General features: G+C 62.8%; 16 protein-coding genes. 6 read left to right on the forward strand and 10 right to left on the reverse strand.

Features of this window, described 5'->3' with window-relative positions; translation table 11 throughout:
- The first annotated feature begins 73 nt into the window (after nucleotides 1–73).
- From L6D82_RS13860 to L6D82_RS13870, 3 genes are all read left to right on the forward strand, one after another.
- Nucleotides 74–880, forward strand: coding sequence for a TatD family hydrolase (locus L6D82_RS13860; protein WP_236189675.1), 807 nt, complete (start codon nucleotides 74–76; stop codon nucleotides 878–880).
- A gap of 108 nt (nucleotides 881–988) precedes the next feature.
- Complete coding sequence (locus L6D82_RS13865; RefSeq protein ID WP_236189677.1) at nucleotides 989–2,470, forward strand: methyl-accepting chemotaxis protein; 1,482 nt, start codon at nucleotides 989–991, stop codon at nucleotides 2,468–2,470.
- A 124-nt stretch (nucleotides 2,471–2,594) separates the two neighbouring features.
- Entirely contained in the window at nucleotides 2,595–2,960 is a 366-nt protein-coding gene (locus tag L6D82_RS13870; RefSeq protein WP_085612198.1) for an Mpo1-like protein, read from the forward strand.
- A gap of 1 nt (nucleotide 2,961) precedes the next feature.
- Here the strand turns inward: L6D82_RS13870 and L6D82_RS13875 are convergent, their stop codons facing one another.
- From L6D82_RS13875 to L6D82_RS13885, 3 genes are all read right to left on the reverse strand, one after another.
- Nucleotides 2,962–3,756, reverse strand: a complete 795-nt coding sequence (locus L6D82_RS13875) for an acyl-CoA thioesterase (RefSeq protein WP_085744984.1) — start codon at nucleotides 3,754–3,756, stop codon at nucleotides 2,962–2,964.
- 121 nt (nucleotides 3,757–3,877) lie between these two features.
- Entirely contained in the window at nucleotides 3,878–4,645 is a 768-nt protein-coding gene (locus L6D82_RS13880) for a CHAD domain-containing protein (RefSeq protein WP_236189680.1), read from the reverse strand.
- Between the two features lie 77 nt (nucleotides 4,646–4,722).
- On the reverse strand, nucleotides 4,723–5,001 hold the full coding sequence (locus tag L6D82_RS13885; protein ID WP_007950948.1) for a hypothetical protein: 279 nt from the start codon (nucleotides 4,999–5,001) through the stop codon (nucleotides 4,723–4,725).
- 217 nt (nucleotides 5,002–5,218) lie between these two features.
- On the opposite strand from L6D82_RS13885, the gene L6D82_RS13890 reads away from it, so the two are divergent.
- Complete coding sequence (locus tag L6D82_RS13890) at nucleotides 5,219–6,256, forward strand: patatin-like phospholipase family protein (protein ID WP_085607182.1); 1,038 nt, start codon at nucleotides 5,219–5,221, stop codon at nucleotides 6,254–6,256.
- Here L6D82_RS13890 and L6D82_RS13895 read toward each other — a convergent pair.
- The 6 genes from L6D82_RS13895 to kdpF are packed head-to-tail and all read right to left on the reverse strand — an operon-like array spanning nucleotide 6,253 to nucleotide 14,158.
- Nucleotides 6,253–6,951: a response regulator gene (locus tag L6D82_RS13895; RefSeq protein ID WP_236189682.1), complete on the reverse strand. Its 699-nt coding sequence runs from the start codon at nucleotides 6,949–6,951 to the stop codon at nucleotides 6,253–6,255. The genes L6D82_RS13890 and L6D82_RS13895 overlap by 4 nt on opposite strands.
- Before the next feature lie 48 nt (nucleotides 6,952–6,999).
- Nucleotides 7,000–9,651, reverse strand: a complete 2,652-nt coding sequence (locus tag L6D82_RS13900; protein WP_236189684.1) for a sensor histidine kinase — start codon at nucleotides 9,649–9,651, stop codon at nucleotides 7,000–7,002.
- Nucleotides 9,652–9,685: 34 nt separating this feature from the next.
- Nucleotides 9,686–10,231 (reverse strand): potassium-transporting ATPase subunit KdpC, encoded by a 546-nt coding sequence (kdpC, locus tag L6D82_RS13905; RefSeq protein ID WP_085744987.1) that lies wholly within the window; start codon nucleotides 10,229–10,231, stop codon nucleotides 9,686–9,688.
- Nucleotides 10,232–10,288: 57 nt separating this feature from the next.
- Nucleotides 10,289–12,355 (reverse strand): potassium-transporting ATPase subunit KdpB, encoded by a 2,067-nt coding sequence (gene kdpB / locus L6D82_RS13910; RefSeq protein WP_373870906.1) that lies wholly within the window; start codon nucleotides 12,353–12,355, stop codon nucleotides 10,289–10,291.
- Nucleotides 12,356–12,365: 10 nt separating this feature from the next.
- Nucleotides 12,366–14,060, reverse strand: coding sequence for a potassium-transporting ATPase subunit KdpA (kdpA, locus tag L6D82_RS13915; RefSeq protein WP_236189692.1), 1,695 nt, complete (start codon nucleotides 14,058–14,060; stop codon nucleotides 12,366–12,368).
- Nucleotides 14,061–14,068: 8 nt separating this feature from the next.
- Nucleotides 14,069–14,158, reverse strand: a complete 90-nt coding sequence (gene kdpF, locus L6D82_RS13920; RefSeq protein WP_007950940.1) for a K(+)-transporting ATPase subunit F — start codon at nucleotides 14,156–14,158, stop codon at nucleotides 14,069–14,071.
- A gap of 302 nt (nucleotides 14,159–14,460) precedes the next feature.
- Here kdpF and eat point away from each other — a divergent pair, with 302 nt between their 5' ends.
- Nucleotides 14,461–15,825, forward strand: coding sequence for an ethanolamine permease (gene eat, locus L6D82_RS13925; protein WP_085607188.1), 1,365 nt, complete (start codon nucleotides 14,461–14,463; stop codon nucleotides 15,823–15,825).
- A gap of 119 nt (nucleotides 15,826–15,944) precedes the next feature.
- On the forward strand, nucleotides 15,945–16,112 hold the full coding sequence (locus L6D82_RS13930; protein ID WP_007950938.1) for a DUF2897 family protein: 168 nt from the start codon (nucleotides 15,945–15,947) through the stop codon (nucleotides 16,110–16,112).
- A gap of 45 nt (nucleotides 16,113–16,157) precedes the next feature.
- Here the strand turns inward: L6D82_RS13930 and L6D82_RS13935 are convergent, their stop codons facing one another.
- Nucleotides 16,158–17,009: an urea carboxylase-associated family protein gene (locus L6D82_RS13935; RefSeq protein WP_102717105.1), complete on the reverse strand. Its 852-nt coding sequence runs from the start codon at nucleotides 17,007–17,009 to the stop codon at nucleotides 16,158–16,160.
- Nucleotides 17,010–17,043 lie beyond the last annotated feature (34 nt).

Raw genomic sequence — 17,043 nt, forward strand, 5'->3', positions numbered from 1 at the left:
GTTGTAGTTCTTGGCTTTTCTTATAAATCTACAGCTCTGATATGCTTTCCGGCCTTCGGCCCGAGGTAGCACCATGCAACTCATCGATATCGGCGTCAACCTGACCAACCCCAGTTTCGCCGACAAACACCAGGCCGTGCTCGACCGCGCCTATGCGGCCGGAGTCTGCCAACTGGTGCTGACCGGCACCAGCGTCGAAGGCAGCGAACAGGCACTGGAGCTGTGCCAGCAACTGGATCCGGAAGGCCAGCGACTGTTCGCCACCGCCGGCATTCACCCACATTCCGCCAGCGACTGGAACGCCGACAGCGCAAGGCGTCTGCGCAGTCTGTTGCAGGAATCGAACGTGGTGGCGGTGGGCGAATGCGGGCTGGATTTCAACCGCGATTTCTCGCCGCGCCCGCAACAGGAAAAAGTCCTCGAAGAACATCTGGCGCTGGCTGCCGAACTGCAATTGCCGGTGTTTCTGCACGAGCGTGATGCGAGCCAGCGCCTGCTGGACATCCTCCGTGACTTCCGCGACCGCTTGCCCGCCGCCGTGGTGCATTGCTTCACCGGCGAGCAGAAAGCCCTGTTCAGCTACCTCGATCTGGATCTGCACATCGGCATCACCGGCTGGATCTGCGACGAGCGTCGCGGCACCCATTTGCATCCGCTGGTGAAGGAGATCAAGCGCGGTCGCCTGATGCTGGAAAGCGATGCACCGTACCTGCTGCCGCGCACGTTGCGGCCGAAGCCGAAAAACGGCCGCAACGAGCCGGCGTATCTGACCGAAGTACTGCGTGAAGTGGCATTGCATCGAGACGAAACCGAAGAGGATCTGGCGGCCCACACCACTGCGTGCGCGCGTGCGTTCTACGGTTTACCTACCCTGCCCTAGCCGAGGCCAATGCATCACTTGTTGATGCACATCAAGATCCGGACACCTGCGTAGCGGCACAATAATGGCACCTTGCCAAAACTGTTTCCGCTATCAGAGAAGACCTCCATGGGTGCCTGGCTTAGCAATATCTCGCTGAAATACAAATTCTGGGCGGTCAACGCGGTCGCCTTTGTCACCACCCTGTTGCTGGTGCTGTACGCCGTGCAGCTCGAACAACAGGCCCGCAGCCACGCCGCGCAAACCTCGGCCCAGGCCCAGGCGCAATTGCTCAAGGCCTGGCCGGCCGGGCAGGCGCTGCCAAAATCCGAACAGGTTCTGACTTTCAAACGCGGTGAAGCGCCGCGCCTCAACGATCAGCCGCTGCTGGAGATCACCGACAGCGGCGGCTGGATCGAGATCAGTCACCTGCCATTGTTTGGTGAAAATCCGCTGCTCGGCGCCGAGGTCTTCAGCCGCGCCGATGGCCAGCAGGTCGCCGTGATCGCCTACGCCCCCAGCCTCAGCCAAGTGTTCAGCGAACGCTTCGCCAACTACGCGATGGCGGTGTTCATCCTGATGCTGGCGATGCTTGGCGCTTCACAGTTGTTGATCCGCTTTCTGCTCAGCCAACTCAACACCCTCAAGGACGTGATGCTGCACGTGGAGAAAACCGGCGACCTTGCCGCCCGTGTGCCGCTGGCCTGCAAGGATGAAGTCGGGCAGATGGCCAACGCGTTCAATGCGATGCAGGCCGGTTATCAGCGAGTAGTGACCACCGTGGCCAACACCGCGCGGCAACTCGACGTCGGTGCCGCGCGACTGGCGTCGAGCATGAACGAAGTACGTCACGGCATGCTCGGCCAGCAGAGCGAAACCGATCAGGCCGCCACGGCGATCAACGAAATGACCGCCACCGTCTACCACATCGCCCAGCACGCCGGCGCCACTCGCGATCTGTCGCAGACCGCCGATGGTCTGGCCGGCAGCGGCCAGCAAGTGGTGAGCCGGGTGCAGACTTCGATTGCCGGCCTGTCCAGCGGCGTGCAGCAGACCGCCGAGATGATCCAGCGTCTGGCCGAGGACAGCCAAAAGATCAACGGCGTGGTCAGCGTGATCCACAGCATCGCCGAACAAACCAATCTGCTCGCACTCAACGCCGCCATCGAAGCGGCGCGCGCCGGGGAGATGGGTCGCGGGTTTGCGGTGGTCGCCGACGAGGTGCGCAACCTTGCCAAACGTGTGCAGACCTCCACCGATGAGATCACCACCATGGTCTCGGCGTTGCAGGCCGGCACCCGCGACGCGGTGGACTTCATGCAGGAAAGTTCGTACAAGGCCGATGACTGCGTGCAGCAGGCGCAAGAAGCTGGTGAAGCGCTGGCGGAAATCACCGGGGCGGTAGCGCAGATGCGCGAGAGCAACACGCAGATTGCGGTGGCGGCGGAGCAGCAAAGTCAGGTGGCCGAAGAGATGAACCGCGCCGTGGTGAGCATTCGCGATGTCACCGAAAACACCGTACAACAGACCGTGGATTCGGCGACCACCAGTAACGAGTTGGCGACACTGGCCGGGGAATTGAACAAGGCGATCGGCCAATTGAAGCTCTAGGGGGCAACATCAAGAATGGCCATTGTTCCTATCACTTCAATAGCCAACCTTGATTCGCCGCCCTCGCTGCCCCGGCCTATTCTTCAACCATGTACCGAACGAACATGGATCGAGGAGCAGCAACATGGGCAAACGTCACCCCAACCTTCCCGCGTGGCAATGGCGCGCGTACCCGAACAACCATCAGCACCCGACCAATCTGGTGCTGCACCTGATTGCCGTGCCGCTGTTCATCGTCGCGTTTCTGTTGATCGTCTCGGGCGTGTTCAGCCTGAGTCTGGCCAGCGTGGCGATCGGCGTGATTGGCGTCATTGCGGCGCTGGGTCTGCAGCGTCACGGTCACAGCCTGGAGGCGCAAGCCTCCGAGCCGTTCAGTGATCGCAAGGACGCCGTCTCGCGTCTGCTGGTCGAGCAGTTCCTGACGTTTCCGCGGTTCTTCCTCAGTGGCGGCTGGTTTCGCGCCTGGCGTGAACGCCATCGCCGCCATTGAGTCAGGCGAAGATCGTCACCGTCTGCCGACTCATGGCAATCAGTTCACCCTTCGCGCTCCACAGCTTGGCGGCGACATGCCCGTAACCGTCAGCCGCATACTCGATGTCCGCCAGGTATTGGCAAAAATCCAGCGTACTCAAATCCCGTAACGGCTGAACGAATTCGATGGTCCAGGTCAGCGTGCTGCCCGGTGCCGGCTTCTTCAGATACGGCAACAGCGCGGGCGGCCAGGCATCGACCAGCGCCAGCAGGTGCGCTTCGTTGACCGGCTCTTCCTTCACATCCCCACGCAAACGCACCCAGCCGCCCATCAGCCGCGATTGATTGCCGGTGAACGGCATGCCGCCGACACTCCAGCGCATCGCCAGATGGCGCATGAACTCGGGGGTTACGCCCTTGATATACGGCAGTTCCTGGCAGTCATCCCAGTGTTTCATCTCCGGTGCCGGATAGGCTTCAACCGCCACTTCCGACGACCGCGAAGCCCCGAAGCTGCCTTGCACCATCGTCACCACCTGACCGTTCTGCACAGCGCGCCCCAGCACCTGGCTGACCGCTTTGCCTTCGCGCAGTACTTCGACTTCAAAGCTCACCGGCACTTCTGGCTCGACCGGGCCGACAAAGGTGATCGCCAGCGAACGCACCGGCCGATCGGTCGGAACCTTGGTGCGCATCACTTCAAATTGCAGCGCGGCCACCAATCCGCCAAAACTGGCCCGGCCCTGCCCCCACTCCGCCGGAATCGTGACCTCCGGTTGACGACGGACAGCATCGATCAGATCGCAAAAGCGCATGGAAACCTCGGACACGAAAAAGGGAATGACCGGATCTTAACCAGCGCGGCAGAGCGGCGCAGCGTCCATTCCGGTCAAAGAGACTGACAGATAAGACAGCGATGCTGCGCGCCAGCGGGTTTCAGGACTTGAAGCAGGCTGCGCTGAGTTTTTCCAGCACCCGGTCGGCCTTGATTTCGGCCTTGGCCATGGTCGCCTGCCAAGTGGCGACGCAGGGTTGCAGATCCGGCTCCAGCTCGGCGCGGGCCAGCCATTGCCAGCAATCGTGCCAGTCACCGAGAGCGCCTTGTGCGGATTTCAAACGGGGTAATGCGGCTTCGGGCAAACGATCCAGTTCAGGATAGGCCTCGATGCCGTAACGCACGCGCTTGATCAGCAGGCGCAGGCGATGACGGTCATGGGCCGGGTCGTGCAGCGCCACATCGAGGTTCTTCCATTGTTTGCCCAGACGTTTTTCGATGCGTCTGTCCAGATTCTTGAGTAGTCCCTGGCGCTGGGACGCGCGCAGAAAACGCGGAAAGGCGTCGAGGATCATCAACAGCGACGCCACTTCGGCGCTGGCCGCCAGCGTCGGGTACGCCTCGGCCATCTGCGCCATGCGGCGCTGCGCGGCTTCGGGCTGATCGTGTTTGATCAGCCAGGCTGCCAACACCTCGCGATCGCGCCACGGCGTGGTCAGTTGCCCGACGCTGGCCGCCGCGCTTTCCAGTTGCTCGACACCGGGCAAGCCGCGCAACGGTCGCAGCAGACTGCGCAAGCGCCGCACGGTGGTGCGCAGATCGTGCAGTGCTTCAGGGTCGGTTCGAGCGGTCAAACGGGCCTGACAGCCCAGCAGCCTGACTTCCAGGCTCAAGACATGAGCCACCAACCGATCGACCAACGCAGACATTACTTGCTCCTGAATTCAATGGCGCTGCATGAGTGTGCACCTGCGCAAGGGACCTGCCCTTGCGCCACGTCAGCAGCTTAGCGCCCGGCGCGGGATTCGCGAATGTAGAAACGTGCCTTTTCGGCTTTCTTGGTGCAGCCTTCAAACCCTTCGAATTGCTGCTGGGTCTTGGCCGCCGTCAACAGCGACAACGCCTTGGAATAGCTGACGGTGCCGGCAAAACCTTCGGCCTTAGCCAGATCCAATTCATGCCACGCCGCGTCCAGCTGGCTGCCGCAGCTGTCGCGGTAAGCGGTCTTGCCGGCGCAACCGGCCAATGCCAGCGCCATCAACGGCACACAGATCCAGGCTTTCATCACTCACACCTCGAAGATTGGTCAACAGTCGTGCAGGTAAGACGGTGCGGCAGCGAAAAAGTGCCTTGCGTCCCGCATTTGCACCGCTCTGCAAAAGATAACGCCGACGGGTCATGAAGTATCGAAAAAACGACGCCATCGCCGCCCCGAGCGACCCCGGCGATTGAAGCCCGGCCCTCGATGGGTGCATTGTGCAACCTTGTCGGGAGGAAGTTGGATGAAAAAGCGTGTCGCACTGGTGCTGGGCTCCGGTGGCGCCCGGGGCTATGCCCATATAGGGGTCATTGAAGAGATCGAACGACGGGGCTATGACATCAGTTGTATTGCCGGCTGTTCAATGGGGGCCGTGGTCGGCGGAATCTACGCCGCCGGCAAGCTCGACGAGTACCGCAACTGGATCGAAAGCCTGGATTACCTCGACGTGTTGCGCCTGGTGGATGTGAGTTTCCGACTCGGTGCGATCCGTGGCGAAAAAGTCTTCGGCCAGATCCGCAAGATCGTCGGCGAGATCAACATCGAAGACCTGCGCATCCCCTACACCGCCGTAGCCGCCGACCTCACCAATCAACAGGAAATCTGGTTCCAGGAAGGCTGCCTGCATCAGGCGATGCGCGCCTCGGCGGCGATTCCCAGCCTGTTCACCCCGGTGATGCAAGGCAACCGGATGCTGGTGGACGGCGGCATTCTCAACCCGTTGCCGATCGTGCCGGTGGTGTCGAGCCATTGCGATCTGATCATCGCGGTCAATCTCAACTCGACCAACCAGCGCCATTACAAACTGCCGGTGATCCAGCGGCCCGCCGCGTTCCGCACGCGCTTCGACAGCCTGATCAATTCGTTGGGCTCGAAGATGCCGTTCCGCCGCAAACAGGCCGAGCAACTGCTGATGCTGGAACAGGAAGCGCTGCGTGCCGAAGCGGCGGACATCAATCCGTGGGTCGAAGGCGCCGAGCCGGAAACCCAGCAACCGGCCGCCGCCCCTGAGCGCGACGGCGCACCGAAATCCGCCACCGGATCATTCATCATCGATAACGTCGGGCCGGCGTCATTGCTCGACCTGATCAACCAGAGTTTCGAGGTGATGCAGACCTCGCTGGCGCAGTACAAGATCGCCGGGTATCCGCCGGACATCCTGATCAACGTGCCGAAACGGGTGTGCCGGTTCTTCGAGTTCTACAAGGCGCCGGAGCTGATCGCGCTGGGTCGCGAGATTGCCCGGGATACCCTCGACCGCTACGAGAGCGAGCAGAACTAAAGGCTGCTCTCGCTCAACAACCGATAACCGACGCCCGCCTCGGTCACGATGAACCGGGGCCGGGTCGGGTCGTCCGCCAGTTTCTGTCGCAGATGCCCGACCACGATCCGCAAGTAGTGGCTGTCCTCGGTGTGAGTCGGACCCCAGATGTCCTTGAGCAATTGCTGCTGGGTGATCACCCGCCCCGGATGCCGCGCCAGTTGCGCCAGCACTGAGTATTCCTTGCGGGTCAGGGCGACTTCGACACCGTCGAGCAACACCCGGCGATACGCCAGGTCCACGGTCAGCGGGCCGAAATTCAACGCGGCCTGCTGCGCTTCTCCGGCCGGGGCCTGACGCAGCAACGCACGCACCCGAGCGAGAAATTCCTGAATGCCGAACGGCTTGGTCACGTAGTCATTGGCGCCGCCATCCAGCGCCTGGACTTTCTGCCCTTCACTGGCGCGCACCGACAGCACCAGCACCGGCGCCGTGGCCCATTCGCGAAACTCGCGCAGCACTTGCTGGCCGTCCATGTCCGGCAGGCCAAGGTCGAGCACCAGCAGATCCGGTTTGTTCAGCGCCGCCTGGGCCAGGCCCTCGGCGCCGGTGCCGGCCTCCAGCACTTTGTAGCCTTGGGAAGCGAGGCTGATGCGCAGGAACTTGCGGATCTGCGGTTCGTCATCGATGACCAAAATGGTCGCGGTCTGGCTCATGAGTTCACATCAACACAAAAGAGTGGCAAGAGAGTAGCGCAGCGCGGATCAGGCTTCACCGTCCATCCCCGGTTGCGTCTGCAACGGCAGGTGCAGGGTGATGCAGGTGCCACGCCCGTCGATGCCGTCGCCGACACTGATCCGCCCGCCGTGGGCACCGACCATGCCCTGACAGATCGCCAGCCCCAACCCCGTCCCCTGCCCGCCCCGATCACCTCGGGCAGCGGTGTAGAACATGTCGAAAATCTTCGCCCGCTCATCCACCGGAATCCCCGGCCCTTCATCGCTCACCGAGAAAAACACCTCGCTGTCATCCGCTCCGGCGCGCAATTGCAGACGGCCTTGGGACGGCGAGAATCGGGCGGCGTTTTCCAGCACGTTGACCAGCGCCTGTTCGATCAGCGCGGCATGCACATACAGCAGCGGCAACTCGGCCGGTACATCAGTGCTCACTTGCAACGACGACAATACGGCTCGCAGACGATTGAGCGCACTACCGACGATGTCCGCCGGCGACACCCAGTCCCGCGCCAGCTTCAGGGCGCCGTGGCCGAGACGGGTCATGTCCAGCAGGTTCTGGATGTAGCGGTCGAGGCGCTCGGCTTCATCGCGGGTGCCTTCGAGCAGCTCGCGGCGATCCTCCAGCGGGATCGCTTCGCCGAGCGCCAGCAGGCTGTCGATGCTGCCGCGCATCGAGGTCAGCGGCGTGCGCAGATCGTGGGACACCGAGGCCAGCAAGGCACTGCGCAGTTGTTCGGTTTCGCCGTGCAGGCGCGCGGCTTCCAGGTCATCGGCCAGTTGCGCACGGGCCAATGCTTGAGCCAAAGGCTGACTCAACGCGGTCAGCAAGCGACGGCGCTGGCCGCTCAGGGTCTGGCCCTCTTTGGCGCACACACCGAGCAGCGCCAGCGGACCGTCTTCCACCGACAATGGCCACCACCACCAGCGGCCGAACGGCAACGTGCCGGTGCCCATGCCCGCCGGCTGATCGTGTTGCCAGGCCCAGTCGGCGGCGGCGCGTTCGGATTCAGTGAATTGCAGCGGCCCGCCGGTTTCGACTTTCCAGCCGCCCTGCCCGTCACGATTGAGCAGGCACAGTTGCAGATCGCTCCAGCCATTGAGGTGCTGGGCTGCGGCGCTGACCACGGCCTGACGGTCGGTGGCGGCGGTGAGTTTGCGCGACAGGTCGAGCAGCTCGGTGGTCTCTTCCTGGGTATCGCGCAGTGCCTGCAATTGCCGCCGCTGACGCGCCGCGAGGTTACCGGTGAGCGCCGCCATCAGCAGGAAGAACAGCAACGTCAGCACGTCTTCTTCGCGCTGGATGCTGAAGGAGAAATTCGGCGGAATGAACAGAAAGTCATAGGTCAGAAACGACAGCGCCGCACAGGCCAGCGCCGGGCCGAGACTGCTGCGCACCGCCACCAGCAACACCGCCGCAAGAAACACCAGTGAGATGTTCGGCAGCGGCAGCACGCTGGACACCGCCCACGCCAGCGCACTGGCCAGAATTGTCGCCACCAGCGCCAGCGCATAGTCGAACCACACCAGCGTCGGCGCTACACGCGGGCGCGGTTGATGCTGTTCCTGATCACTGTCCAGCACGTTGATTTCCAGACCATGGGCCTGACGCAGCAAACGCGCCGCCAGCCCACCACCGAACAGACGCCTGCGCAGACGCGGCCGCGACTGGCCGACCAGCACCAGACTCGCCCGACGTTCCGCCGCATGCTGGATCAGGGTTTTCGCCACTTCACCGGCCCGCAGCAGCACCACTTCGCCGCCGAGGCGTTCGGCCAGTTGCTGGGCGCTTTGCAGGCGCAGACGCGATTGCTCGTCACGCACGCTGCCGTTGTCGACGTGCACCAGACTCCACGGCAAATGTCGGCGCTGGGCAACGCGACTGGCGTGACGCACCAGCCGTTCCGCCTGGGCATCGCCATCGACGCCGACCAGCAAGCGCCCACGTACCGCCGGCGCGGCTTGACCGAGCTGGCGATAGCCTTGGGCGAGATCGTTATCGACCTGCGCGGCAGCGGTCTGCATCGCCAGTTCGCGCAGCGCGGTGAGGTTGGTCTGGGTAAAAAATGCATCGATCGCGGCGCGTGCCTGCTCCGGCACGTAGACCTTGCCTTCGCGCAGGCGCTCGAGCAGTTCGCGGGGTGGCAGGTCGATCAGCAGCAGTTCGTAGGCTTCCTGCAACACCCAGTCCGGCAGGGTTTCGCGCACTTGCACACCGGTGATGCCGCGCACCTGATCGTTGAGACTTTCCAGGTGCTGGACGTTGACCGTGGTGTACACGTCGATGCCGGCGGCAAGCAGTTCCTGAATGTCCTGCCAGCGTTTGGCGTGGCGGCTGCCGGGGGCGTTACTGTGGGCGAGTTCGTCGACCAGCACCAGTTTCGGCTTGGCCGCGAGCAGGCCGTCGAGGTCCATTTCTTCAAGCGTCACGCCGCGATATTCCGAGCGCACCAGCGGCAACTGCGGCAAGCCGCCAAGCAGCGCTTCGGTTTCGGCGCGGCCGTGGGTTTCGACCACGCCGGCAATGACTTTCACGCCTTGGCGCAACTGGGTATGGGCCGCCTGCAGCATTGCGTAAGTCTTGCCCACACCCGGCGCTGCGCCGAGAAAAACCTTGAGCCGGCCGCGTCCGTCGCGGGGCAGTTCTGCTAACAGCGCGTCGGCGCGGCCGGAGTCACTCATGCTTGAAGCTCTCTCTTCCTGATGTGATCGCGATTCACAGCTTTTCCAGCGCCATGTTCAGCGCCAGCACATTCACCACCGGCGGACCCACCAGAGGCTGTTCGATGTGCGCGTCGAGCAACTGCTGCAAGGTCGCCACCGGCAGATTGCGCGCTGCCGCAACACGCGCCAGTTGATAGGCAATCGCCGCCGGTGGCAAGTGCGGATCGAGGCCACTGCCGGAGGTGGTCACCAGCGCCAGCGGCACCGGGCCCTGGCCGGGCACCTGCAGTTTGTTGGCGTCATCGATCACCCGAGTGGCCAGCGCCGGATTGCTTGGCGACAGGTTGCTCGCACTGCTCGACACGGTGGCAAAGGCACCGGCTGATGGACGCGGATGGAACCAGGCATCGCCGACAAAATCCTGGGCGATCAGCGACGAGCCGCGCACCTTGCCTTCGGCGTCGCGCACCAGGCTGCCGTTGGCCTGCTCGGGGAAGGCGACTTGCGCGACGCCCGTGACTACCAGCGGATAGGCAACGCCGGTCATCAGGGTCATCAGCACCAGCAGGCTCAGGGCCGGACGTAACATTGTGGACATTTCAAAATCCTCGAATTCGTGCTTGAAGCGGTGTGCCCGGCACACCGCTGTTCAGGTTCAAACCAGATGCAACGCCGTCAGCAGCATGTCGATCGCCTTGATACCCACGAACGGCACCAGAATCCCGCCCAGGCCATAGATCAGCAGATTGCGACGCAGCAGCGCCGCCGCGCTCGCTGCCTGCACCCGCACACCACGCAGGGCCAACGGAATCAGCACCACGATGATCAAAGCGTTAAAGACGATGGCCGACAGGATCGCGCTCTGCGGGCTGCTCAACTGCATGATGTTCAGCACACCCAGTTGCGGGTAGATCGCAGCAAACAGGGCCGGCAGGATCGCGAAATACTTGGCCACGTCGTTGGCGATGGAAAAGGTCGTCAGCGCGCCACGGGTCACCAGCAATTCCTTGCCGATCTGCACCACGTCCAGCAACTTGGTCGGGTCGCTGTCGAGGTCGACCATGTTGGCCGCTTCGCGCGCGGCTTGGGTGCCGTCGTTCATCGCCATGCCAACGTCAGCCTGGGCCAGCGCCGGGGCATCGTTGGCGCCGTCGCCGCACATCGCGACCAGACGACCGTCGTTCTGCTCGTGACGGATACGGGCGAGTTTTTTCTCCGGCGTGGCCTCGGCCAGCACATCGTCGACGCCTGCTTCAGCGGCAATCGCGGCAGCGGTCAGCGGGTTGTCGCCGGTGACCATCACCGTGCGGATCCCCAGCTTGCGCAGCTCGGCGAAACGCTCGCGGATGCCTGGCTTGACCACGTCTTTCAGGTGGATCGCACCGAGCAGTTTTCCGTCGGCGCACACCAGCAACGGCGTGCCGCCGCTCTGGGCAATCTTGTCGATTTCCCGGGACAGCGCCGGGGCCAGATCCTTGCGTTGTTGACCGAGGAACGCCAACAGCGAATCCACCGCGCCCTTACGGAATACACGGCCCTGATAGTCGACACCGGACAAGCGGGTTTCAGCACTGAACGGTACGGCGGTCAGAGTTTCCGGCGAAGGTTCCGGCTGTGGATTGGTGCCGCGCAGGTACTCGACGATGGACTTGCCTTCGGCGGTTTCGTCGGCCAGCGAAGCGAACAGTGCGCCTTCGGCCAGCTCACGGGCATTCACGCCCGGCGCGGCATATACCGCACTGCAACGACGGTTACCGAAAGTGATGGTGCCGGTCTTGTCCAGCAGCAACACGTGCACGTCACCCGCCGCTTCCACCGCGCGACCGGACTTGGCGATCACGTTCAGGCGCACCAGACGATCCATCCCGGCGATACCGATCGCCGACAGCAGACCGCCGATGGTGGTCGGAATCAGCGTGACCAATAACGCCACCAGGAACACCAGCGGCAGGCTGCCGTTGGCGAAGTGGGCGAACGGCTGCAGGGTCACGACCACCAGCAGGAAGATCAGGGTCAGGCCGATCAGCAGGATGTCCAGCGCCACTTCGTTCGGGGTCTTCTGGCGTTTGGCACCTTCGACCAACGCGATCATCCGGTCGAGGGTCGATTCACCGGGGTTGGCGGTGATCTTCACCAGCAGCCAGTCGGACACCAGCCGGGTGTTGCCGGTGACGGCGGAACGGTCGCCACCGGACTCGCGAATCACTGGCGCCGATTCACCGGTGATCGCCGCTTCGTTGACCGCCGCGATGCCTTCGATGACCTCGCCGTCACCGGGGATCATTTCCCGGGCTTCGACGCGCACCACATCGCCCTTGCGCAGACTGGTGGCCGGTACGACCTGGAAGCTGCCGTTGGCCAGTTTGCGTCGGGCGCTGAGGCCCTCGCTGCCGGCCTTGAGGCTGTCGGCGCGGGCCTTGCCGCGACCTTCGGCCAGCGCTTCGGCGAAGTTGGCGAACAGCACGGTGAACCACAGCCACAGGGCAATTTGCGCGGCAACGAAGGTCGGTACGCTGCTGTCGGGAATGAAGCACAGCACGGTGGTCAGGATCGCCGTCAGTTCGACCACCAGCATCACCGGCGAGCGTTGCAACTGGCGCGGGTCGAGCTTGACGAACGCTTGCACCAGCGCCGGACGCCACAGGGCGCTGATCGCGGTTTTCGGAGCTTCAGCCGACTTGGCAGCTGTCGCTGGTTTTGAAGCTGGAACATGCATATTCATGATGGATTCCTTAGAAGCCCATGCTCAGGTGTTCGGCAATCGGGCCGAGCGCCAGGGTCGGCAAGAAGGTCAGGCCGCCCACCAGCAAAATGGTCACGGTCAGCAGGGTCACGAACAGCGGGCCGTGGGTCGGAAAGCTGTTCTGGCCGATCGGTGCGGTTTTCTTCATCGCCAGGCTGCCGGCCAAAGCCAGTACCGGAAGGATGTAGCCGAAGCGACCGATCAACATGCCCAGGCCGAGCATCAGGTTGTGGAACGCGGTGTTGGCGCCGAAGCCGCCGAACGCCGAACCGTTGTTGGCACTGGCCGAGGTGTAGGCGTAGAGCAACTGGCTGAAACCGTGCGGGCCGGGGTTGCTCACCGCCGCCACCGGGCCGGGCAGGCTCGCGGCAACCGCGCCGAGCACCAGTACGCCGACCGGCATCACCAGCAGGGTGACGACCAGCAGTTGCACTTCACGGGCCTGGAGTTTCTTGCCGAGGTATTCCGGGGTGCGGCCGATCATCAGGCCGGCGAGGAACACCGCGATCAGCACGTTCAGCAACATGCCGTAGAGCCCCGCGCCGACGCCGCCGAAGATCACTTCGCCGACCATCATGTTGACCAGCGCGACCATGCCGCTGAGCGGGTTGAGGCTGTCATGCATGCCGTTGACCGAACCGTTCGACGCCGCGGTGGTGGTCACCGACCAGAGCACGGTGGCGGTGGTGCCGAAGCGCGCTTCCTTGCCTTCCAGCGGCGCGGTCTGCTCGACGGCGACATTGTTCAAGGCAGGGTTAGGTTGATACTCGGCCCACAGCGAAGTGGCGCCGCCGATGATGAACAGCGCGAGCATGCAGCCGATGATGGCGCGGCTCTGGCGCAGGTCCTTCACGTAGTGGCCGAAGGTGAAAACCAGCGCCACCGGGATCAGGATGATCGAGGCGACTTCGAACAGGTTGCTCCACGCGGTCGGGTTCTCGAACGGATGTGCCGAGTTGACGCCGAAGAAACCACCGCCGTTGGTGCCCAGTTGCTTGATCGCAATCTGGCTGGCGGCCGGGCCGAGCGGGATGACTTGGTCAACGCCCTGCATCGTCACAGCATTCACGTATTGCGCGAAGGTTTGCGGCACGCCCTGCCACACCAGATACAGCGCCAGCAGCAGGCACAGTGGCAGCAGGCCGTAGAGGGTGGCGCGGGTCATGTCGACCCAGAAGTTGCCGAGGGTCTTGGTGGATTTGCGCCCGATGCCACGGCACAGCGCAACCAGTACGGCGAGGCCGGTGGCGGCGCTGACGAAGTTCTGCACGGTGAGCCCGACCATCTGGCTCAGGTAGCTGAGCGACGCTTCGCCGCTGTAGGCCTGCCAGTTGGTGTTGGTCATGAAACTGACGGCGGTGTTGAACGCGAGGGTCCACTCCTGGCCCGGCAGGTTTTGCGGGTTCAGCGGCAGGTGATCCTGAAACAGCAGGATCGCGAACAGCAGCAGGAAACCGGCGAGGTTGAACGCCAGCAGCGCCAGCGTGTACTTCTGCCAGCTCTGTTCATCCTGCGGGTTAACGCCGGCAATGCGGTAACAGCCGCGCTCGACCGGGCCGAGAATCGGCGTCAGCCAGGTGCGCTGGCCCTCCATTACCTTGTAGTAGAAGCGCCCGAGGAACGGCGCCGGCAGCAAGACCACCGCGAAGAATGCGAGGATCAGCCAATAGTCATAACTGTGCATAGCCGCTCCTAAGTCCGGTCCGCGCGCAACAGCGCAACCAACAGATAAATGAACAGCCCCACTGCCAATAGCAGTGACACCCCGTCCAGAACGCTCATGGAAGATCTCCGTGTTACGGCGTATTGCCGCGTGTGGAGGCATTGTCGGAAAGGAGGCTGTAAAGGAACGAGAGCGAGGGTGCGCGCGGGGCATAAAGAAAGCGTAAAGAGTGGGTTTATGCCTTCTTTACGACGGCGTTCGGCGGGCGGCGCACCTGACTGGCGCACACAAATAAGGCTATCGAGCCGCGAACATCCCCGATACGACAGCTTTCAGCCCATTACGACCCGCCAATACAAAATGGCACGCCCACTGCACACGCCCTTCCCCGAGCTTTCCAAACCGTTCAGGGAGCAAACGCATGAACACACAACTCAAACCCACGCTGGGCACGTTGCACCTGTGGGGCATTGCTGTGGGGCTGGTGATTTCCGGGGAATATTTCGGCTGGAGTTATGGCTGGGGCGTCGCGGGAACACTGGGCTTTCTGGTGACCTCGTTCATGGTCGCGACCATGTACACCTGTTTCATCTTCAGCTTCACCGAGCTGACCACGGCGATCCCCCACGCGGGCGGGCCGTTTGCCTACAGTCGCCGGGCTTTCGGTGAAAAAGGCGGATTGATCGCCGGACTGGCGACGCTGATCGAATTCGTCTTCGCCCCGCCGGCGATTGCCTTGGCGATTGGCGCGTACCTGAACGTGCAGTTTCCGGCCCTCGACCCGAAACACGCGGCGGTCGGCGCGTACATCGTGTTCATGGGTCTGAACATTCTCGGTGTGAAACTGGCCGCGACTTTCGAGTTGATCGTCTGCGTCCTGGCCGTCGCCGAGTTGCTGGTGTTCATGGGCGTGGTCGCCCCGGCCTTCAGCTTCAGCAACTTCGCGCTCAATGGCTGGGCCGGCTCGGACATCTTCGGTGCACCGGCGATTGCCGGGATGTTCGCGGCGATTCCGTTCGCGATCTGGTTCTTCCTCGCCATCGAAGGCGCGGCCATGGCCGCGGAAGAAGCCAAGGATCCGAAACGCACGATTCCCAAGGCCTACATCAGCGGCATTCTGACCCTTGTATTGCTGGCGATGGGCGTGATGTTCTTCGCCGGAGGTGTCGGCGACTGGCGGACCCTGTCGAACATCAACGACCCGTTGCCACAAGCGATGAAAACCGTGGTCGGCGACAACTCCGGCTGGCTGCACATGCTGGTCTGGATCGGTCTGTTTGGGCTGGTGGCGAGTTTCCACGGGATCATTCTTGGCTACTCGCGGCAGTTCTTCGCCCTCGCCCGCGCCGGTTACCTGCCCGCTTCGCTGGCGAAACTGTCGCGCTTTCAAACCCCGCACCGCGCCATCATCGCCGGCGGCGTGATCGGCATCGCGGCGATCTACAGCGACGGCCTGATCAACCTCGGCGGCATGACCCTCACTGCCGCGATGATCACCATGGCGGTGTTCGGTGCGATCGTGATGTACATCATGAGCATGCTCAGCCTGTTCAAACTGCGTAAATCAGAACCGAATCTGGAACGCACCTTCCGCGCGCCGTGCTATCCGCTGATTCCATTGATCGCACTGGTGCTGGCCGTGGTGTGCCTGGTGGCGATGGCCTGGTTCAATGCGTTGATCGGGCTGATCTTCCTCGGCTTCATGGCAGTCGGTTTCGGCTACTTCCTGTTGACCGGCCAATTGCGCGCCAACGCCCCGGCAGACGCGATGCTCACCGGACTGTAAACCGCGACGGGCATAACCGGCCTAGAATGGAACCACTGCGAATGCACTTCGCTCAAAGTGGTATGCAGCGTTGCACGGCGAAACCCTCGCCCGTCGACCTGCCTTTAAGGAGAGCCGTTATGCCCTGGTATGCCTGGTTGATTCTGGTCGTTGCAATCGGCTCGATCGTCGGCGGTCTGATGATGTTGCGTGACACCGCCAACAAGGTCGAACTGACCGATGAACAACGCAAGCGTGTCGCTGAACGCAATGCCGAAGCGGACATCAAGGACGCGCAGGACCGCTGAACGAAAAACCCCGCCTGAATCGGCGGGGTTTGTTTTTTGTAGCGATTATTTTTCCCACTCGGCCTTCGCGATGTGCAAGCCATGCAGGCCTTTGTACGCCGCGCGCTCCGGCTGGCTCCAGCCTTCGAGCAACTCATCGTCCAGACGATAGATTTCCACCCCGAGCGGGCGGCACACGGTCAGCGGATCCTGCGCGTCCGGCCCCCACATCGCCAAAGACAAGTCACCACCTGGACAGGTCGACAACGCGCACAGCAAGTCGATTTCGGCGAAGAACTCCAGATAATCGCCCTTCTGCGCCGGGCAGGCCTTCATGAAATACAGGTCATCGTGATTCAGGCCGGTGCACTGAAAGATGTTCAGCACGTCATGCACATCGAACTCGGTCAGACCGTGTGGAAGTACGGCGCGGGTCAGGTTGGAATGGCAGTGATGGTGGAAATCCTCGCCAGTGAGCATTTTGTTCACATAGGGATCGCAGCGCGTGCCGAGCAAATCGTGCAAGCGCCCTCCGTGCTCGTCGATGCCGTAGCCGGCCAGGCTGTCATCGGTGATGGTCACCAGCGGACGCAGAAAAGGCAGGTTCGACCACAACCGGTCATGAGTGCTGACATGCGCGCCCTGCAGTTGCCGGGTGCGCGCCGCCCACATCCGCTCGCGCGGATCGTGTGCGTTCCACACATTGAAATCGCCCACCTGGGGCCCGACCGGTGTGGTGACGCGAAACACATGCCCCGCCGGCACGTGCCAGGCGCGGCCGGTGCGGATCGGCACCTCGAATTGCTCGATCAGCGTGCGCCCGTCCTTGCGGTCGCGAATCCGTTCGTAGAAAGGTGTATCGACCTGCAACGCCGAGCCTTTGCTGACCTGATAGGCGGCCGGGTAGTCTTTGTACATGATTCTTCTGCTCCTCAAGCGATGGCAACTTTGC

The sequence above is a fragment of the Pseudomonas paraglycinae genome (genome assembly GCF_021601625.1).
GTDB lineage: Bacteria > Pseudomonadota > Gammaproteobacteria > Pseudomonadales > Pseudomonadaceae > Aquipseudomonas > Aquipseudomonas paraglycinae.